Here is a 19509-nt window from a genome sequence, read left to right on the forward strand (position 1 = left end):
CGTACCCCCCCCCCCCCCCCCCCCCCCCCCCCCCCCCCCCCCCCCCCCCCCCCCCCGGCCCCCCCCCCCCCCCCCCCCCCCCCCCCCCCCCCCCCCCCCCCCCCCGCCCTGGTGCCCGGCGGCTTTTGCCGCCGGGCTGAGCCGGGAGCCGGCCGAAAGGATCGCGGCAGGGGGAAATCCCAGGGAATGGTCGGTGGTTCCGCGTGGTCCGGGATTTTCTCGGTGTTCGGAAGCGCCGGTCCTGCCGGTGCGCTCGGGAGGCCCGTGGCCGGGTCGCCCTCGGGGTCCAGCCGGGCTCCGGCTGCCCTACTCCGGCAGGGCCGGGACGGGTCCTGCTCCCGACCGCTCCACCATCGAGCGGGCCCTCCGGCGCGCCGGTGTCCACCAGTGCGCCCTGCCGGCCGGGCGGGAGGCGGCATGCGCGGCGTGTTCCCGTACCGGCGCCGGCTCCGCCACCGTACATGCCGGTGCCGCTGCCGGTCCGTCCTGGCCGCCCTGCGGCCGAGCGGCCGACCGGCACCAGGACACCACCTGCGAGGCCGGCGGCCGCCGCTCCGGGTCCTTGGCAAGCATCTCCATCAGGCAGTGCTCGACGCCGGGAGGTGTCCCGGGGCGCACGGCGCTCGGCGGGACGGGCGGGGTCTCCACATGCCGGCGCACGGCCGCCAACGCGCTGTGCTCGTCGAACGGCGGCCGCCCGGTGAGGAGTTCGTACAGGACGCAGCCGAGCGCGTAGACGTCGCTCGCGGGACCGGCCGCCCGCCCCAGGGCGCACTCCGGGGCGAGGTAGAGGCTGGTGCCCATGACCTGGCCCGTGAGGGTCAGGGCAGCCGCCGACTCGTCCAGCAGCCGGGCGATGCCGAAGTCGGCGATCTTGACGATGCCGTCCTCGCCCAGGAGGAGGTTGGTGGGCTTGATGTCCCGGTGGACCACCCCGTGGCGGTGCGCGGCATCGAGGCCGGCCGCCACCTGCGCCCCGATGTCGAGGATCCTGGCCGGGTCCATCGGACCGTGGGCCGCCAGCTCCTGGCCGAGGTTGCAGCCGTCCACCAGCTCCATGATCAGATAGGCGGCGTCGCCGTCGACCTCGTAGTCGTAGACGGTGACGACATGCGGGTCCTCCACCCGCGCGGCGGCCCTGGCCTCCACACGGAAGCGCTCGCGGGCCACTTCGTCGGACGCCGCGGCAGGCAGGATCTTCACGGCCAGGCTGCGGTGCAGGAGTTCGTCATGGGCCCGCCAGACCTGCCCCATGCCACCGCGCCCGAGGAGCGCGTCCATTCGGTACCGTTCCGCGAGCAACACCGGGGGTCCCTCCTCCGCCGCCCGGGGTGCCGGCGCGGCGGGCCGGCACACACGCCTGGTCCCCTTCCGCGGCGACAGCCGCGCGGCCGTCGGATGGCGGCTACCCCGGAAGGAGCCGGGTATGACGCCGCGTCTCCACGCGCCCGGGCGGCGGTGTGGAGGCCGGCCGGCGGCCCGGCGCGCCCGAGCGGCGCGCGCCCGGCCGGACGGCCGCTCAGAGCAGCAGCTGCTCGATGGTGATCGGCAGCGACCGCAGCCGGCGCCCCGTCGCGTGGTACACCGCGTTGGCGATGGCCGCGGCGGTGCCCACCAGCCCCACTTCCCCCACCCCCTTGGTGCCCACCGGCGTCGTCCGGTCCGGCCCGCCGACGAAGACCACGTCGACGTCGGGTACGTCGGCGTTCACCGCGACCAGGTAGTCGCCGAGGGTGGCGTTGGCGATCCGGCCGGTCCCCGGATCGGTTTCCGTCTTCTCGAACATGGCCTGGCCGATACCGCCGACGGTGCCGCCGATGATCTGGCTCCTGGCGGTCCGCTCGTTGAGAATGCGGCCGCCGTCGACGACCGACACCACCCGTGCCACCCGCAGCGTCCCGAGGTCGGGGTCGATCCGGACCTCGACGAATTTGGCGCCGAAGGCACCGGCGGCGGCCATCCCGAGATTCTCGGCCTGCGGCGGGGTGCTCCGGCCGTCGGCGCTCAGCTCCTCCAGCCCGAGCCGCGCGAGGATCCCGGCGTACGACTCACCCTGCCCGGGGTCGTCGCGGCGGTGGATGCGGCCTCCGCCGACGGTGACGTCCGCGAGGACGGCGCCGTGCAGCGGCGAGGCCTGGTCGTCGTGCACGGCGTCGAGGAACGCCTGCACCAGACCCTGGCAGGCGGCGTGCACGGCATTGCCGAGTGCCCCGGTCAGCCCCGAGCCGCCGGCCTGCGGGGCGTAGGGCATGTCGGAGTCGCCGAGGCCGAAGCGCACCAGGGAGGTCTCCAGCCCGAGCAGCCTCGCGGACAGCTGGGTCATGACCGTGTACGTCCCCGTGCCGATGTCGGTGGCGGCGCTGCGGACATAGGCGGATCCGTCCCTGCGCACCGAGGCACGCGCCTGGCACGGCACCTGGTAGTACGGGTAGGCGGCGCCGGCCACTCCGAAACCCACCAGCAGGCGGCCGTCCCGCATCGAGCCCGGTTCCGGAGTGCGGCGCGACCAGCCGAAGCGCTCGGCGCCCGTGACGTAGCACTCGCGCAGGGCGTTGCTCGACCAGGGCAGCCCGGAGCGCTGGTCGGTGTCCGCGTGATTGCGCAGCCTCAGCTCGAGAGGGTCCATGCCGAGGGCGTACGCGAGCTCGTCGACGGCGGACTCCAGGGCGAAGTTGCCCTGTCCCTCGGCCGGGGCGCGCATGGACCCCGGGCACGGGATGTTCAGCCGTACCTGCCGGTCGTGGGTGAGCACGTTGGGGCAGCCGTACGAGACGGCGGAGCCGAGCGAGACCGGCTCGTAGTCGTCGTCCTCCATCGCCACCGACGACGTGCCCAGATGGCTGATCGCCAGCAGCTCACCGGAGAGGGTGGCCCCGATCCTGACGTGCTGGACGCTGTCCGGGCGGTGCCCCACCGACGTGAACATCTCGGGCCTGCTCAGCACCAGCTTGACCGGCCGTCCCACCACCCGGGCGGCGAGCGCGGTGATGACGACGTGCGGCCACACCCGAAGGCCGGCCCCGAAGGCGCCTCCGACGTAAGGGGCGAGGCACCGGACGCCGCTCTCCGGGACGCCGAAGGCGGCGGCCAGGGACGTCCTGACGTTGTGCGTCCACTGGGTGGAGTCGTGGACGGTGAGCGAGTCGCCGTCCCATACCGCCAGGGTCGTCATGAGGCCGAGCGGGTTGTTGGTGTTGTCGGGCGTCGTGTAGGTCTCGTCGACCACCACGTCGGAGGCGGCGAAGCCGGCCTCCACGTCGCCGCGCGTGTGGTCCAGGTCCCAGGGGTTGTCCAGGACCTCGGCGTCCGGGTGGGCGATGCCCAGCAGGGCCGCCGCCGGTTCGTAGTCGACCTCGACGAGTGACGCCGCCAGCCTGGCCTCTTCCGCGGTCTCGGCCACCACGACGGCGACGTGCTGGCCGTGGTGCAGGATGCGGTCGTCCTGGAAGGGCGCGGGCGGTGACGGCCCCAGCAGGGTCATGGGGGCGCGGCGGAGCTCCGGGGCGTCGAGGTGGGAGAGGACGGCGAGCACGCCGGGTGCCTGCCGCGCGCGGGCGGCGTCGATGCCGCGGATCCTGCCGGCCGCGACGGTGCTGCGCACGAGTGCGGCGTGCGCCATGCCGGGATACACGTGGTCGTTGGGGTAGTGGGCCCTGCCCGTCACCTTCTGCGGGGCGTCCACGCGTTCCATGCCCGATCCGATGACCTCGGCCGGGTCGAGGGTGGTCATGAAGGGCCTCCTGCGACGGTTTCGAGGGTCCGCACCAGGGTGCGTTCTGCCAGATCGACCTTGAACGCGGTGCCGGGCAGCGGCCGGGCCCCCGCCAGGGCCGCGCGCGCGGCCGAGCGGAAGACCGCGGTGCCGGCGGCGGCCCCGCGCAGGATCTCCTCGGCCTCCCCGGCCCGCCACGGGACGGTTCCCACGCCGCCGAGGGCGATGCGGGCCTCCCGGATCCCGCCGTCCTCGACCACCAGGGCCACGCCGGCCGAGGCAAGCGCGAACTCGTACGAGGCCCGGTCGCGGACCTTGAGGTAATGGGACCGCGCCGTCTGCGGAAGCAGGGGCACGTCGACCGCCGTGATCATCTCCCCGTGCTCCAGCACGTTCTCGCGGTGCGGGGTGTCACCCGGCGGCAGGTAGAAGTGCGTGAGCGGGACGGACCGCGCCCCGCCCGTCCCCTGGATGTGCACGACCGCGTCCAGCGCGGTCAGGGGCACTGCGAGGTCGGACGCGTGCAGCGCGATGCAGTGGTCGCTGGTGCCGAGAACCGCGTGCATGCGGTGGATGCCGGAGATGGCGGCACACCCGGACCCGGGCGTCCGCTTGTTGCAGGCGGCGACCGCGGGATCCCGGAAGTAGCGGCACCGGGCGCGCTGGAGGAGGTTGCCCCCGACGGTCGCCAGGTTGCGCAACTGCACCGAGGCCCCTTGCAGGAGGGCTTCGCGGACGAAGGGCAGCCGGTCGGTGACGACGGGGTCGGCCGCGAGTTCCTCCATCGTCGTGAGCGCCCCGACCCGGAGCGCGGTCCGGCCCGCGGTGACGCCGCGCAGGGGCAGCCGTCCGATGTCGACGAGCCGGTCAGGACCCAGGACGCCGTCCTTCATGAGGTCGAGCTGGGTGGTGCCGCCGGCGAGGAAGGCGGCCCTCGGGTCGGCCGTCACCAGGGCGACGGCCTGGTCCGCGTCCGTTGCCGACACGTATTCGAAAGGCCGCATGTCACAGCCCCGCCGCGTCGCGCACGGCGGCGCGGATGCCCGGGTAGGCGCCGCAGCGGCAGAGGTTGCCGCTCATGAACTCCTTGATGTCCTCGTCCGACCCGGCCCGCCCCTCCGCGATGAGCGCGATGGCCGACATGATCTGCCCCGGGGTGCAGTAACCGCACTGGAAGGCGTCATGCCGTGCGAAGGCGGCCTGTACCGGATGCTGCTCCCCACCGCTGGACAGCGATTCGACGGTCGTGATGTCGCGCTCGTGGCACTGCGCCGCCAGCACGAGGCAGGACACGACCCGCTTGCCGTCCAGATGCACCGTGCACGCACCGCAGGCTCCCTGGTCGCAGCCCTTCTTCGCGCCGGTGAGGCCCAGGTGGTCGCGCAGGGCGTCCAGCAGGGTGACCCGCGCGTCGAGCCGAAGGCGGCGCCTGGCTCCGTTGACCCGGAGGGCGACGTCGACCTGCGGCACGCCCGGCGATGCCTGGACAGGGGCGTGCGCCGTTTCATCCATTCGCGACATATCACCCTGTTTCCACCACGGCTGGAAGCTGAAACCGTCCGGGTGGGGCGGTGGGGGTCCGCGGTCCTTCCGGCGGTCATGGGGTGTTTTGGACCGTATTGTGATCTGTATGGCAACCGAGATGACCGAGGACGAGTGGCGGGCCTTCATCAGCGAGGGCACCAGGACGGGAAAGCTGGCCACCGTGCGGGCGGACGGCAGTCCGCACGTGGTGCCCATGTGGTTCCTGCTCGACGGCGGCGACCTCGTCTTCACCACGGAGGACACGACGGTCAAGAGCCGGAATCTGCTGCGGGACGACCGCGTGGCGATGTGCGTCGACGACGAGCGGCCGCCGTACTCCTTCGTGGTGTTGCGCGGGCGCGTGGAGATCTCCGAGGACCCCGGAGCGCTGCTCACCTGGGCGACGGACATCGCCGCGCGCTACATGGGGGACGACGTCGCCGCGGAGTTCGGGCGGCGCAACAGCGTTCCCGGCATGCTGCTGGTGCGGATGCGGATCGAGCATGTCACCGCCTGGGCCGCCATCGCCTGAGCGGCCGCCGCCCCGACCCGCGGGACCCGTGCGAGCCGGGGGAGCGGGCCGCCGCCCGCGACGGCGTATGCCTCAGCTGCCCGTACCGGAGTGGGTGAGCACCCGCTGCACGAGGTCGGCCTGTTCCGCGGTGTGGCGCTTGCCCGACCCGGTCGCGGGCGCCGCGGAAGCGGGCCGGGAGACCGGCGTCAGCGCCCTGGGCAGCAGCGGGGCCAGCTCGGCGAGCAGGTGGATCCACGCGCCCTGGTTGCGCGGCTCGTCCTGCGCCCAGACCAGTTCGGCGTTCGGGTAGGTGCCGATGATCCGGGTCAGCTCCCGTTCGGGAAGCGGGTAGAGCTGCTCGATCCGGACCAGGGCGATCGTCGGGTCGGGGTGGTCGGCCAGCCGCGCGACCAGTTCGTGGTACAGCTTCCCCGTGGTCAGGACCAGCCGGCGGACGGCCGCCCGATCGACGGCCGACGGGTCGTCGAGTACCGGCTCGAAGCGGCCGCTGGTGAAGTCGGCCAGCGGGCTGGAGCTGCCCTTGGCGCGGAGCATCGACTTGGGGGAGAAGACCACCAGCGGCTTGCGCGGCCGCGCCTGCGCCTGGCGCCGCAGCAGGTGGAAATACGAGGCGGCGGTGGACGGCTGGGCGACCGTCATGTTGTCCTGCGCGCACAGCTGGAGGAAGCGCTCGACACGGGCCGACGAGTGGTCGGGGCCGCGCCCTTCCTGCCCGTGCGGCAGCAGCAGCACCAGCGAGGAGTGCTGCCCCCACTTCTGGGCGCCCGAGGAGACGAATTCGTCCACGACGATCTGCGCCCCGTTGGCGAAGTCGCCGAACTGGGCCTCCCACACGACGAGCGCCTCGGGGCGCTCGACGGAGTAGCCGTACTCGAAGCCCATGGCCGCGTACTCGCTCAGCAGCGAGTCATGGATCCCGAACGGCGCCTGCTGCGGCCCGAGGCCCGCCAGCGGCGACCACTCGCGGCCGTCCTCGGCGTCGTGCAGCACGGCGTGCCGCTGGACGAAGGTGCCCCGCCGGGAGTCCTGGCCCGCCATACGGACCGGGGTGCCCTCGAGCAGCAGTGTGCCGAAGGCGAGGAGTTCGGCGAAGGCCCAGTCGACCGTGCCGTCCTGCCTGGCCATCTGCTCCCGCCGCTCCATCAGCCGGCCGAGCTTGGGGTGGACCGCGAAACCCTCGGGACGGTGGCCGAAGGCGTCGCCGACCGCCGCCAGGATCCGCGCCGGCACCCCGGTGGACTCCGGCTCAGCGGCCGGCTGCTGCGGGACCCCGGGCGTCAGGTCCTGCCCCGCGGCCGCGGTGGGACCGCCTTCAGGCGCGGCCGGCAGCTGCCGGGTCTCGGCGAACGCCCGCTCCAGGCGCAGCCGGAAGTCGCGGTGCGCCTGGTCGTACTCGTCCCTGGTGATGTCGCCGCGGCCGACCAGGGCCTCCAGGTACAGGGTGCGGACGCTGCTCTTGCCCTCGATGAGCCGGTACATCTGCGGCTGCGTCATCGACGGGTCGTCGGCCTCGTTGTGGCCGCGCCGCCGGTAGCAGACCAGGTCCACCACCACGTCGCGGTGGAAGCGCTGCCGGTAGGCGAACGCCAGCTCGGCCACCCTGACGACGGCCTCGGGATCGTCGCCGTTGACGTGGAAGACCGGGACCTGCACGGCCTTCACCACGTCGGTGGCGTACACGGAACTGCGGCCGTCCCCCGGCAGCGTGGTGAAGCCGACCTGGTTGTTGATGTTGACCCGCACCGTGCCGCCGACCCGGTAGCCGCGCAGCAGCGCCATCTGCACCGTCTCGCTGACCACGCCCTGCCCCGCCATCGCCGCGTCGCCGTGCACGATCACCGGCAGCGTGCCGAACGGCTTGCCCGGGTTGCGGTCCTGCTTGGCCCGTACGATGCCGAGCAGGACGCCGTCCACCGCGTCCAGGTGGGAGGGGTTCGCCGCCAGCGCCACCGGGAGCCGTTCGCCCGCCGGGCCCTGGTAGGTCCCCTGGGTGCCCAGGTGGTATTTGACGTCGCCCGAGCCCTCGGCCCGGTCCGTGCCCTCGAACTCGCGGAAAACCTGGCCGTAGGTCTTCCCCGCGATGTTCGTCAGCACGTTGAGCCGCCCGCGGTGCGCCATCGACAGGGCGGCCCCGTCCATGCCCTCCTCCGCGGCCCTGCGCATCAGGGCGTCGAGCAGCGCGATCGCCGACTCGCCGCCCTCGAGGCTGAACCGGGTCTGCCCGATGTACTTCGTCTGGAGGAAGGTCTCGAAGACCTCGGCCTCGTTCAGTTTGCGCAGGATACGCACCTGCTCGTCGTGGGCGGGCTTCGCGTACGGCCGCTCCAGCCGCTCCTGGAACCAGCGCCGCTCCTCGGGATCCTGGATGTGCATGTACTCCACGCCCACGGTCCGGCAGTATGCGTCGCGCAGCACCCCCAGGATCTCCCGCAGCGGCATCGGGCGGCCGTCCCCCGCCAGGTCGCCGGTGACGAACTCCCGGTCCAGGTCCCAGAACGTGAGGCCGTGGCTCTCCAGTTCGAGGTCGGGGTGCGAGCGCTGCACGTACATCAGCGGGTCGGTGTCGGCCATCAGGTGCCCGCGGACCCGGAAGGCGTTGATCAGCTTCTGGACCTGCGCGGTCTTCTGCTCCACCGCGGCGGCGCCGGTGTCCGAGGACCAGCGGACCGGCGCGTACGGTATGCGCAGCGCCGCGAAGATGCCCTGGTAGAACTCCGACTCGCCGAGCAGCAACTGGCTGACCCGCCGCAGGAACTCGCCGGAGGCGGCGCCCTGGATGACCCGGTGGTCGTAGGTGTTGGTGAGGGTGAGCGTCTTGCCGACGCCCAGGTCGGACAGGGTGCGGGCACTCGCGCCGCGGAATTCGGCGGGATACTCCAGCGCTCCGGCGGCGACGATGCAGCTCTGGCCGGCCATCAATCGCGGCACCGAGTGCACGGTTCCGATGCCGCCGGGGTTGGTCAGGGAGAGCGTCGTCCCCTCGAAGTCCGGCAGGGACAGCCGGTTGGACCGTGCCCGCGCGACCAGATCCTCGTACGCGGCGAGGAATTCGCCGAACGTCATCCGCTCGGCGCCCTTGATGTTCGGCACGACCAGCGTGCGGGAGCCGTCGGCACGGACGACGTCGACCGCGATACCGAGGTTGACGTGGGCGGGGGAGGCCACGGAGGGCTTTCCCGCCACCACCTCGTAGTGGGTGTTGATGCCGGGTTGGTCCTTCACCGCCTGGACCAGCGCCCATGCCAGCACGTGGGTGAAACTGACCTTGCCGCCGCGCGCCCGCGCCATGTGCTCGTTGATGACGATGCGGTTGTCGATCAGCAGTTTGGCCGGCACGACCCGGACGCTGGTCGCGGTCGGTACCTGGAGGCTGGCGTCCATGTGGGCCGCCAGGGACCTGGCGACGCCCCGCAGCGGCTCGGTGCGCGAACCGCCGCTCGGCGGGTCGGCCGCCGCTGCGGCGGGCTGTGTCTCGGTCACATGGATCGACATCGCCGATCTCCTCGCATCGTTGTTCGGTTCGTTCGGGGCGCGGCCGCGGACGGCCGGTCCGGGCGACGGCCACCACGTGCGGCCCGCCGGCGGTCGCGGCGCCGCGCGGTCACAGGGCGTCGACGGCGGCGTCGATGATGCGCCGTACCCGCGGGGTGGTGCCGCCGGCCCTGACCAGGACGCTGGTGCCGACCACCGTGGCCAGCAGGCTGCTGGCCGCGTCGCCTGGAGGCTGGGGGCCGGTCAGCTCGCCGGTGGAGCGGCCCGCGGTGACGGCCGCGCGGAAGGCCTCCTCCATCCGGTCGAAGAGGGCGTTGCCGGCCGCGGGGACCGACTCGTCCGCGTCCGCGAGCTCCGCGATCGCGTTGACCACGAGACAGCCCCGCCGGTGCTCGCCGGCGCCGGTCATCTCCTCGACGACGGCCCGCAGCCTCGGCCGTACCGGGCCGGGCCCTTCCAGCATCCCGGCGAGTTCGGCGGCGCGCCTGGCGGTGTAGGCACCGAGCGCGAGGGAGAACAGATTGCGCTTGCTCTCGAAGGTGTTGTAGAGGCTGCCCTTTCCGATACCCAGCTGATCGGCGAGGCCCTGCGGGCTGGTGGCCCCGTATCCCTGACGCCAGAAGACATCCACCGCCTTTCCCACCGCAGCTGCCGGCTCGAACTTCGCAGGTCGTCCCATGCCGGCAGCGTATGTTTTTTTGACCTTGAGGTCAAATAGTCGCGGCTCCTTCCACGCCCGCCCGCACCGCGACCGCGACACGCCCGCCGTTGCCCGTGCCTGAAGCCCCGGCTGCGGCGAGAATCCTCAGGGGCGGCCGTCGCCGCATCCGACCGGGCCGAAAGTCCCGCGCCCGCACCCGCACACCGTCCGCAAGGAGAAGGCCGATGGCCGGCACGGCAGACCAGGAGGAGATCCTGCGCGGCGTCCTCGACCGCTGGCAGGACGCGGTCGACGCCCACGAGCCCGACGTGGTCGCCGCCTGCTTCACCGAGGACGCGATCTTCCAGGGGTTGCACCCGTACACGGTCGGACGGCGGGGCGTGGCCGACTACTACGACTCGCAGCCGCGGGGAATGACCGCGCGATACCGGATCCTGGAGACACGAAGGCTCGCGGACGACCTCGTACTCGGCTACATGAGCGTGGAGTTCGGGTTCGTCGACCGGCCGCCGCTGGCCGTCAACCTGAGCCTGCTGGTGCGGCGCGACGCGGACGGCTGGTCCATCGCCCACTACCAGGTGTCGCTGCTGCCCTGATACCCCCGGCCCGCGTCGCGCGGCCAGCCGTGCCGCGGCGTCCTCACCCGAGCACCTTGAGCAGCCGGTCCCCGAGGACGGCGGCGGAATGGGGGTTCTGGCCGGTGATGAGATTGCGGTCCTCGACCATGTACGGCTTCCAGATCTCGCCGCGGCTGTACTCCACGCCGACCTTGTTCTTCAGCTCGTCCTCCAGCAGCCATGTCGCCCTGGACGCGAGTCCGACGCCTTCCTCCTCCTCGTTGGTGAAGCCGGTGACCTTGTAGCCCTTGAAGGGCGACTCGCCGTGGATCCTGGTGGACAGCATCGCGGCGGGGGCGTGGCACACGATCGCGAGCGGCCTGCCCGAGGCGAGCTGCGCGGTCAGCAGCCGCCCCGCGTCGGCGTCGAAGGCCAGGTCCGCCATCGGGCCGTGGCCGCCGGGCAGGTAGACCGCGTCGTAGTCCTCGAGGCGGACGTCCGACAGCTTGAGCGGCCGCCGCATCACCTCGGCGTCGCGGATGACGGCCTCCAGGTCGAGGGCGCCCTGCTCGCCTCCTGCCATGGACGGGCGCAGGCTCATCATGTCGACGTTCGGGGTCGTGCCGCCCGGCGTCGCCACCACGACCTCATGGCCGGCGTCGGTGACTGCTTTGTAGGGGTTCGCGAATTCCTCGGCCCAGTAGCCCGTGGCGTACCTGGTGCCGTCCTTCAGTACCCAGTAGGTCGCTCCGCTCACGATGAAAAGGATCTTCGCCATCACTGATTCGCCTCTTCGTCCCCGCTCGACGTTTTGGGGGGATTCGACTACATACCAGCGTAGGCAGATGTTCGAGCGGGTGCAGATCCTCACCCCTCGTGCGCGGGCCCTCCCGGCGTGACGGCGGGGAAGAGCGCCACGGCGCCGGTGAGGTCCAGCAGGCGCTGGACGGCCGGGCTGACCGCCAGCAGGCGTACGCTTCCGCCCCGTTCGAGCGCTTCGAGGCGGGCCGTGGCGAGGACGGTCAGGAAGGTCGAGTCGGCGAAGGTGACACCACCCAGGTCGAAGGCCAGGTGCGGGCAGTGGGCCAGCGCCCTTTCCGTCGCCTCGCGCAGGGACGACCTCCCGTCGAGGTCCGCGTCACCGGCGACGGTGACGACGCCGGGCTCACCGAGCTCGACCGTCACCCTCAGCAGTGGTTCCCCCTCGGAAAAGGGACTGGCACCCATGAGCCCTCCACAACTCGAACGCCGGCGGTGGGTGATCCTCCCACGCCGCGCGCCCGGGAATACACCGGAGAAGGTAACGAACCGGCAAGCAACACCCGGCGCCGTCCCCGGGCGACCGCACGCGGCAAATTACCGGGACTTTCTGTGTGTGACGGGAGTGGCGCCGGGTAGACGACGGCAGAATCATTCGGCGACGTTGGGCGACGGCATGACGGCATCCTCGTACGGCACGGGAACAACGACAGGACCGGCCCAGGCCTTCCGCGGCGTTCCCGTCGCCGGGGGACTCCCGTTCGTCGAGGAGGCGGGGAAGGTCGCGCCCAAGGACGCCCGTGAGCTGTCGAAGCTGTTCTTCGACGCGCTCGGGTCCCTCGAAGAGGGCACTGCGGGGTATGCGTACGCGCGCAACACGCTGATCGAGATGAACATGTCGCTGGTGCGGTTCTGCGCGCGGCGCTTCCGGGGGCGTGGCCCTGAGGAGTCGGAGGACATCCTCCAGGTGGGGACGATCGGGCTGATCAAGGCGATCGACCGGTTCGACCTGAGCCGTGAGGTGGAGTTCACGACCTTCGCGGTGCCGTACATCGTCGGGGAGATGAAGCGCTTCTTCCGCGACACGTCCTGGGCGGTCCATGTGCCCCGCCGGCTCCAGGAGTTGCGGGTGGAGCTGGCCAAGGCCCGCGACCACCTCACGGCGGTGCTGGACGCACCGCCCTCCGTCGCGGAACTGGCCGCGTACCTGGAGATCACCGAAGCCGACGTCATCGAGGGCCTGGTGGCCTCCAACGGCTACACCGCCGGCTCGATCGACCTGCCCGCGGGCGGCGACGGGAGCGACGACGCCGGACGCTCCTACGCGGAGACAATCGGTGCCGCGGACCCGGCCATGGAACTGATCGAGGACTTCCAGGCGCTCGCACCCCTGCTGGGCAGGCTGGACGACCGGGAGCGCCACATCCTCCGGCTGCGCTTCGGCCAGGAGATGACGCAGGCGGCGATCGGGGAAGAACTCGGCTGCTCCCAGATGCACGTCTCCCGGCTGATCTCCCGCACGCTGGCCAAGCTGCGCGCCGGGATGCTCACCGAGCAGTGAGGTCCGGGCGCGGCCGCGCCCGGCACCCGGCGTCCGCGACCCGTCGAGGCGCCTCAGGTCCGCGCCCCGCCGCCCGCAGCTTGCAGACCGGCGGGCGCCCCCCAGGGAGGGCGCGCCCGCGAAGCGTGCCGGACCCCGTCAGGTCGACTCGCGGATGACCAGCCGGCACGGAACGGTCTGCACCCCCGGCTCGCTCTCGTCGTCCATGGCGTCCAGCAGGCGGAGGGCAGCCACCCGGCCGATCTCGGTGAGGTCCATGTCGATCGTGGTGAGCGGTGGACGGGAGGCCAGCGCCATGGTGTCCCAGTTGTCGTAGCCGACGATGGCGATGTCCTCGGGGACCCGGCGGCCCTCCTCGCGGAGGGTGTCGGCGACACCGCGGGCGATCTGGTCGTTCCCGCAGAAGAAGGCGTCCGTCTGCGGGGCGAGCCGCAGCACGCCGTGGGCGGCCCGCCGCCCCCACGCCTCGCTCCAGTCCCCGAACAGCACCTTGCCGCCCGAGAGCGTCAGTGACGCCTGGGCGAGCAGATCCTCCGTCAGGCGGGCCCGCTCGCGGGCCGCGGCGTGATGGGCGGGTCCCGTGACATGGGCGATGCGGGTGCGACCCGAGTGGATGAGGTGCTCCACGGCGAGCCGGGCGCCCCCCTCGTCGTCCGAGACCACCGAGATGTCGCCCGGGTCGGTGGAGGGGGCGAGGGCATAGACCGTAGGCACCTGGTGGAGTCCCGCGAGCGGCGGCCGCGGATCGGTCCGCCGTCCGGTGACGATGATGCCGTCCACCCGGCGCGCCAGCAGGGTCTGCATGTAGTGCTGCTCGCGGATCGCGTCACCGCGGGTGTCGCACAGCAGCACCGAGATCTTGCCGGCTCCCAGCGCGTCTTCCGCGCCGAGCAGCACCGGGGTGCTGAACCTGCCGATGCCGTCCGTCGTGATCAGCCCCACCGTCCAGCTCCGCCCGGCCAGCAGGCTGCGGGCGTGCTCGTTCGGCTGGAAGCTCAGGCGCTGTGCGGCGTCCAGGACCCGCTGCCGGGTCTCGGGCCGCATCCGGCCGTTCCCGCTGATGGCTTTCGACGCGGTTCCCACGCTGACGCCCGCCAGTGTGGCGACATCGCTGAGCGTGGCACGCCCCCCCGTCGACCGGCGATCGGTTCCTGTCACAAGCAATCCTTTGCTCAATCAGTCACTCAGGTTCACATAGTGCCAGAACGTCCGTCCAGCCCCCGTGCGCAACCATGGGAAATGTTGTGTCAGCGGTCTTGACGTCCTTCCACGGTCCTTCTACGTTGCGGCGAGGGAAAGCTTTGCTCACCAGCAGGCAGGCCCGCATCGTCCGCATTACCCGCACTTAGCGCAGGCAATCCGCACCGTCGGTCGGACCCGGCCCCGTCCTGCCCTCACGACTCCCCGGGAGATCCATGTCCCCCACCAGTCCGGCGCTGTCCGCCGCGACCGGCCCCGTCCTTCTCGGCCCCGGCGCGCTCACCGCCCTGCGCCCGGCGACGTCCGCGGCCATCGAGGGAGGTTTCTGGCACGCCCGCCGCGAGGTGAACGCCCGCGCGAGCATCCCGCAGGGACCGAGCCTGCTCGAGTCCGCGGGCAACCTGCACGACCTGCGCCTTGCCGCGGGCACCGCGGAGGGCGACTTCCGCGGGGACTACCCCTTCATGGACTCGGACGTCTACAAGTGGCTCGAGGCCGCGTCCTGGCAGATCGGGCAGATCGGTCCCGGCACCGAGGACGGTGACAGCAGGAGGGCCGACCTCGTACGGGACGTCGACCGCATCATCGCGCTGGTCGCCGAAGCCCAGCAGCCCGACGGCTACCTGAACACCTGGTTCCAGGTCACCAAGGGCGGCGAGCGCTACAAGGACCTGCGCTGGGGCCACGAGCTCTACTGCGCGGGGCACCTGATCCAGGCCGCCGTCGCCCACCACCGGGCCACCGGCGGCAAGGACCTCCTGCGGGTGGCGACCCGGTTCGCCGACCACATCGACACCGTCTTCGGCCCCGGCAAGGCCATCGACGGCTTCGACGGCCACCCCGAGGTCGAGACCGCCCTGGTGGAGCTGTACCGCGAGACCGGTGAGCGCCGCTACCTGGATTTGGCGGCGTACTTCGTCGACCGGCACGGCCACGGGGTGATCGGCGGCGAGGCCTACTGCCAGGACCGGGTGCCGCTGCGCGAGGCCGAGAACGTCGAGGGGCACGCGGTACGCCAGCTCTACCTGCTGGCCGCGGCCGCCGACCTCGCCAGCGAGACCGGCGAGGCGGAGCTGCGGGCGGCCGGTGAGCGGCTGTGGCAGGCGATGACCGCCACCAAGACCCACCTGACCGGCGGTGTCGGCGCGCACCACGACAAGGAGGATTTCGGCGACCCCTTCGAGCTGCCCAACGAACGCGCCTACTGCGAGACCTGCGCGGCGATCGCGTCCGTGCAGTGGAGCTGGCGGATGGCGCTGCTCACCGGTGAGGCGCGCTACAGCGACCTGATCGAGCGCACGCTCTTCAACGGCTTCCTCTCCGGTGTGTCCCTGGACGGCGAGAGCTGGCTGTACGTCAACCCGCTGCAGGTCCGCGACGGGCACACCGACCCGGGCGGCGACCACTCCGCACGCCGCACCCGGTGGTTCCGCTGCGCCTGCTGCCCGCCCAACATCATGCGGCTGCTGGCGAGCCTGGAGCACTACGTCGCCTCCACCGATGGCGCCGGCCTGCAGATCCACCAGTACGCCACCGGCCGGTTCAGCGGCGAGGTGGGGGATGCCGTGGTCGGTGTTAGCGCTCACACGTCGTATCCGGCGGCCGGGGCCGTCGTCCTCACCGTCGAGGAAAGCCCAGGCGACCGGCCGTGGACCCTGTCGCTGCGCATCCCCGAGTGGAGCTCGCGCCACACCGTCCGCGTCGACGGGGAGGCCGCCGACGCCCGCCTCGACAACGGCTGGCTCCGGCTGGAGCGGGAGTGGGCGCCGGGCCAGCGCATCGAACTGGAACTGGACATGACGCCCCGGCTGACCAGGGCCGACCCGCGGGTGGACGCCGTCCGAGGCTGCGTCGCCATCGAGCGCGGGCCGCTCGTGTACTGCCTGGAACAGGCCGACCACCCCGGCGGCGGTCTCGACGACGTCGTGATCGACGTGACGCGGCCGCTCACCGCGGAGGAACGCCCCGACCTGCTCGGCGGCGTCACGACCGTCTCGGCCGCCGGCCGGCGCCGGGCCCTGCCGCAGACCGCGCACTGGTGGCCCTACCAGGGCGTCGGGCACGGCGACACCGCATCCGCACCCGGCGGCGACCTCGCGCTCACCGCCGTCCCCTACTACGCCTGGGCCAACCGGGAGGACGGCAGCATGCGCGTCTGGCTGCCGACCTCCTGACACCGCACCGCCGCGAACCCGCACCTCCCGCAGCGGCACACCGCCGCGGATCCCTCCGAACGTCCCAAGGACAAACTCATGAGATCTTCTCGTACCGCCGTCTCGGCTGTCGTTGTGGTGTGCTGTGCACTGGTGGGCGCGAGCGCCTGCTCGGGATCCGGGTCAGGCGGCGGCTCGTCGTCGGCGTCGGGGACCTACACCTTCTGGGACCCCTACCCGCAGTTCGACGCCTCCGACGCCTGGGCGAAGCTGGTGGCCTCCTGCGGCACCAAGGCCGGTGTGACCCTGAAGCGGACCGCGCTGGACACCACGGACCTGAACAACAAGGCGCTGCTCGCGGGCCAGCAGGACAACCTGCCGGACGTGATGATGGTGGACAACCCCTTCGTGTCCACGCTGGTGCAGGCCGGAATCCTCAACAAGACCACCGACCTGGGCCTGGACACCTCCGCCCTGCAGAAGAACATCGTCGGCGCCGGCACGATCGACGACGCGGCGTACGGGATCCCGATCGGGGCGAACACCCTGGCGCTCTACTACAACAAGAAGATCCTGTCCGACGCCGGCGTGGACCCCGCTTCGGTGAAGGACTGGGCGTCGCTGACGGCCGCACTGCAGAAGGTGAAGGCCGCGGGCAAGAAGGGCATCAGCTTCGGGGCGATCGGCACGGAGGAGGGGACCTTCCAGTTCCTGCCGTGGTTCTGGGGCGCAGGCGGCGACCTGAACAAGCTGAACAGCGACAAGGGCGTCGCCGCCGTGACGCTGTGGAAGGACTGGGTGTCGCAGGGGCTGGCCCCCAGCGACGTGCTGAGCAACACCCAGACCACCAGCTGGCAGGAGTTCGCCACCGGGCAGTACGCCTTCGGGGAGAACGGCACCTGGCAGCTGGCGAACGCCGCGAAGACCGGGTTCGACTACGGGATCATCAGCATCCCCGGGCAGAACGGCGGCCTCGCGCCCGTCCCGACCGGCGGTGAGTTCGTCACGGTGCCGGTGCAGAAGGACACTTCCCGCTACGCGGTGGACAAGAAGATCGTCGACTGCCTGACCAGCAACACGAACTTCCTCTCCACGGACACCACGCTGTCCTACATCGCACCGGTGGCGGCAGTCCAGGACCAGCAGGTCCAGGCGAACGCCGCGCTGAAGCCCTGGGTGACCGCGCTCGCCGCCGCCCGCGGACGGACCAGCGGCGGCCTCGGCACGAAGTACCCGGTGATCTCCGAGCAGCTGTGGACCGCGGTCCAGGGCGCCCTGACCGGCGGCAAGAGCCCGCAGTCCGCGATGGACACGGCGCAGAAGGCCGTCGAGAACCACCGGAGTTGACCCCAGCCGTCCCACGCACCGTCCCGATCGAGGAGCAAGCATGTCCACCGCCCGCGCCGACGCCCCGCAGCGGCCACCGGCAACGTCCAGAGCGCAGCCCGTGAACGGACGCGCCCCGAACGGCGCCGGCCGGCGCGGCCGGCGGATCCTGCGCAGCCCCCAGTTCGCGGCGTGGGGCTTCCTCGCGCCGGTCCTGGCATACCTGGGGGCGTTCTACGCCTACCCGCTCTACCGCAACGTGGACCTGTCGCTGCGGCACTACACCGTGCGGTCCTTCGTGCAGGGCGGCGCGCCGTTCTCCGGCTGGGACAACTTCCGGCAGGTCATCGACGATCCGACCTTCGGCACGGCGCTGCGCAACACCATGGTCTTCACCCTGGTGTCCATCCTCTTCCAGTACGCGATGGGGCTGGCGCTCGCGGTGTTCTTCCACCGCGGATTCCGCCTCGCCTCGACGCTGCGGGCGCTATTCCTGATCCCGTGGCTGCTGCCGCTGATCGTGTCCGCCTCGACGTGGTCGTGGATGTTCAACAGCGAGTCCGGGGTGGTCAACTACTTCCTGCACCTGCTCGGCGTGGACAACGTCGACTGGCTCACCTCCCCGCACTGGGCGCTCACCTCGGTGATCATCGCCAACATCTGGATCGGCATCCCGTTCAACCTCGTCATCCTCTACAGCGGGCTGCAGAACATCCCGGGGGAGCTGTACGAAGCGGCCTCCCTGGACGGGGCGAGCGGGTGGCAGCAGTTCTGGCGGATCACCTTCCCGCTGCTGCGCCCGGTCTCGGCGATCACGGTACTGCTCGGCCTGGTCTACACGCTCAAGGTGTTCGACCTGATCTGGATCATGAGCAAGGGCGGTCCCGGCGACTCGTCGACCACTTTGTCCACCTGGTCCTACCGTCTGGGATTCGGCTCCCTGCTACCCGAGTTCGGGCCGGGCGCCGCCGTCGGCAACATCCTCATCCTGCTGGCCCTCGCCTTCGGCCTGCTGTACATCCGCGTCCAGAAGGGGCAGACGGCATGACCTCGCGCGTAGTCCGATCGCGTCGCAACACCGTCATCGGGGTCGTCCTCACCGCGATCATGCTCTTCCCGGTGTACTGGATGATCAACGTCTCGCTCACGCCCCAGCAGGACATGCGCAAGAGCCCGCCGGACCTGTTCCCCGTGCATCCGACCTTCACCGGGTACCGGGCCGTGCTCGACGACCAGCTGCCCTATCTCTGGGTCAGCCTGCTCATCGGGCTCGGTACGGTGGCCGTCACGCTGGTGCTGTCCGCGCCCGCCGCCTACGCCCTGGCGAAACTGCGCCCGCGCGGCGCCGGCTTCCTCGGCATGGCCCTGCTGATCGCGCAGATGGTGCCCGGCATCGTGATGGCCATGGGCTTCTACGGCATCTTCCTCAACCTCGGCATCATGAACACCTGGTGGGGGCTGATCGTCGCCGACTCCACCATCGCCGTGCCGTTCGGGGTCATGATCTTCACGGCCTTCATGTCCGGCATCCCCGACGAGCTCATCGCGGCGGCGAAGATCGATGGGGCCGGTGTCTGGCGCACCTTCACCGCGATCGTCCTTCCCGTGAGCCGAAACGCCATCGTCACGGTGTCGCTTTTCAGCTTCCTGTGGGCGTGGTCCGACTTCGTCTTCGCCAACACCCTGGACAGCGGCGGCGACATGCGGCCCATCACGCTCGGCATCTACAAGTACATCGGCAACAACAACCAGGAGTGGAACGCCATCATGGCCACCGCCGTGGTCGCCTCCATCCCGGCAGCAGTCCTGCTCGTCCTCGCGCAGCGCTACGTCGCCGCGGGCGTCACCGCCGGCGCGGTCAAGGACTGACCGGGACCGGCCGCGAGAACCCGACTCCGAGAAGAGGGGAACAGTCTTGACCATGACCCACACACCCGAGGTGTGGTTTTTGACCGGTAGTCAGGGTTTGTATGGTCCTGGGACGCTTGCGCAGGTCGCGGAGCAGTCGCGGGGGATCGCGGATGTGCTG

16 protein-coding genes and 1 pseudogene are annotated in these 19509 nt (G+C 71.5%); 8 read left to right on the plus strand and 9 right to left on the minus strand.

The features are described 5' to 3' along the window. Positions 1-306: 306 nt before the first annotated feature. The 4 genes from ACGFMP_RS34240 to ACGFMP_RS34255 all read right to left on the minus strand — a co-directional run bounded on the left by ACGFMP_RS34240 (position 307) and on the right by ACGFMP_RS34255 (position 5224). Positions 307-1281, minus strand: coding sequence for a serine/threonine-protein kinase (locus tag ACGFMP_RS34240; RefSeq protein WP_393677560.1), 975 nt, complete (start codon positions 1279-1281; stop codon positions 307-309). Positions 1282-1519: 238 nt separating this feature from the next. After that, positions 1520-3730 (minus strand): xanthine dehydrogenase family protein molybdopterin-binding subunit, encoded by a 2211-nt coding sequence (locus tag ACGFMP_RS34245; protein ID WP_393677562.1) that lies wholly within the window; start codon positions 3728-3730, stop codon positions 1520-1522. Next, complete coding sequence (locus tag ACGFMP_RS34250) at positions 3727-4716, minus strand: FAD binding domain-containing protein (RefSeq protein ID WP_393677563.1); 990 nt, start codon at positions 4714-4716, stop codon at positions 3727-3729. The genes ACGFMP_RS34245 and ACGFMP_RS34250 overlap by 4 nt, the downstream gene beginning before the upstream one ends. A gap of 1 nt (position 4717) precedes the next feature. Continuing rightward, a complete protein-coding gene (locus ACGFMP_RS34255; protein WP_393677565.1) occupies positions 4718-5224 on the minus strand; it encodes a (2Fe-2S)-binding protein in 507 nt (168 codons plus the stop codon). 118 nt (positions 5225-5342) lie between these two features. Here ACGFMP_RS34255 and ACGFMP_RS34260 point away from each other — a divergent pair, with 118 nt between their 5' ends. Beyond that, the gene (locus ACGFMP_RS34260; RefSeq protein WP_393677566.1) at positions 5343-5768 is read left to right on the plus strand and encodes a PPOX class F420-dependent oxidoreductase; all 426 of its coding nucleotides are present in this window, start codon (positions 5343-5345) and stop codon (positions 5766-5768) included. 72 nt (positions 5769-5840) lie between these two features. On the opposite strand, the pseudogene ACGFMP_RS34265 reads toward ACGFMP_RS34260, so the two are convergent. Both ACGFMP_RS34265 and ACGFMP_RS34270 read right to left on the minus strand, forming a co-directional pair. Further along, a pseudogene (locus ACGFMP_RS34265) lies at positions 5841-9287 on the minus strand (multifunctional oxoglutarate decarboxylase/oxoglutarate dehydrogenase thiamine pyrophosphate-binding subunit/dihydrolipoyllysine-residue succinyltransferase subunit); the annotation flags it as partial. Between the two features lie 85 nt (positions 9288-9372). Then, positions 9373-9942, minus strand: coding sequence for a TetR/AcrR family transcriptional regulator (locus ACGFMP_RS34270; RefSeq protein ID WP_393677567.1), 570 nt, complete (start codon positions 9940-9942; stop codon positions 9373-9375). A 206-nt stretch (positions 9943-10148) separates the two neighbouring features. On the opposite strand from ACGFMP_RS34270, the gene ACGFMP_RS34275 reads away from it, so the two are divergent. Beyond that, positions 10149-10520: a YybH family protein gene (locus ACGFMP_RS34275; RefSeq protein ID WP_393677569.1), complete on the plus strand. Its 372-nt coding sequence runs from the start codon at positions 10149-10151 to the stop codon at positions 10518-10520. A gap of 43 nt (positions 10521-10563) precedes the next feature. On the opposite strand, the gene ACGFMP_RS34280 is transcribed toward ACGFMP_RS34275, so the two are convergent. After that, complete coding sequence (locus tag ACGFMP_RS34280) at positions 10564-11259, minus strand: type 1 glutamine amidotransferase domain-containing protein (protein ID WP_393677570.1); 696 nt, start codon at positions 11257-11259, stop codon at positions 10564-10566. Between the two features lie 89 nt (positions 11260-11348). Further along, the gene (locus tag ACGFMP_RS34285; protein WP_393677572.1) at positions 11349-11708 is read right to left on the minus strand and encodes an STAS domain-containing protein; all 360 of its coding nucleotides are present in this window, start codon (positions 11706-11708) and stop codon (positions 11349-11351) included. A 208-nt stretch (positions 11709-11916) separates the two neighbouring features. Between ACGFMP_RS34285 and ACGFMP_RS34290 the strand changes: the two genes are divergently transcribed. Further along, the gene (locus ACGFMP_RS34290) at positions 11917-12801 is read left to right on the plus strand and encodes an RNA polymerase sigma factor SigF (protein ID WP_393677574.1); all 885 of its coding nucleotides are present in this window, start codon (positions 11917-11919) and stop codon (positions 12799-12801) included. Between the two features lie 138 nt (positions 12802-12939). Here the strand turns inward: ACGFMP_RS34290 and ACGFMP_RS34295 are convergent, their stop codons facing one another. Then, complete coding sequence (locus ACGFMP_RS34295; protein ID WP_393677576.1) at positions 12940-13959, minus strand: LacI family DNA-binding transcriptional regulator; 1020 nt, start codon at positions 13957-13959, stop codon at positions 12940-12942. Positions 13960-14216: 257 nt separating this feature from the next. On the opposite strand from ACGFMP_RS34295, the gene ACGFMP_RS34300 reads away from it, so the two are divergent. From ACGFMP_RS34300 to ACGFMP_RS34320, 5 genes are all read left to right on the plus strand, one after another. Further along, a complete protein-coding gene (locus ACGFMP_RS34300; protein ID WP_393677578.1) occupies positions 14217-16175 on the plus strand; it encodes a glycoside hydrolase family 127 protein in 1959 nt (652 codons plus the stop codon). A gap of 78 nt (positions 16176-16253) precedes the next feature. After that, positions 16254-17501: an extracellular solute-binding protein gene (locus ACGFMP_RS34305; protein ID WP_393677579.1), complete on the plus strand. Its 1248-nt coding sequence runs from the start codon at positions 16254-16256 to the stop codon at positions 17499-17501. Between the two features lie 40 nt (positions 17502-17541). Beyond that, complete coding sequence (locus tag ACGFMP_RS34310) at positions 17542-18528, plus strand: carbohydrate ABC transporter permease (RefSeq protein WP_393677581.1); 987 nt, start codon at positions 17542-17544, stop codon at positions 18526-18528. Beyond that, complete coding sequence (locus ACGFMP_RS34315) at positions 18525-19349, plus strand: carbohydrate ABC transporter permease (RefSeq protein ID WP_393677583.1); 825 nt, start codon at positions 18525-18527, stop codon at positions 19347-19349. The genes ACGFMP_RS34310 and ACGFMP_RS34315 overlap by 4 nt, the downstream gene beginning before the upstream one ends. Positions 19350-19401: 52 nt before the next feature. Beyond that, on the plus strand, positions 19402-19509 hold a 108-nt coding region (locus ACGFMP_RS34320; RefSeq protein ID WP_393677585.1), incomplete at its 3' end, for a hypothetical protein.

Source organism: Streptomyces sp. NPDC049040 (genome assembly GCF_043197715.1).
Taxonomy (GTDB): Bacteria; Actinomycetota; Actinomycetes; order Streptomycetales; family Streptomycetaceae; genus Actinacidiphila.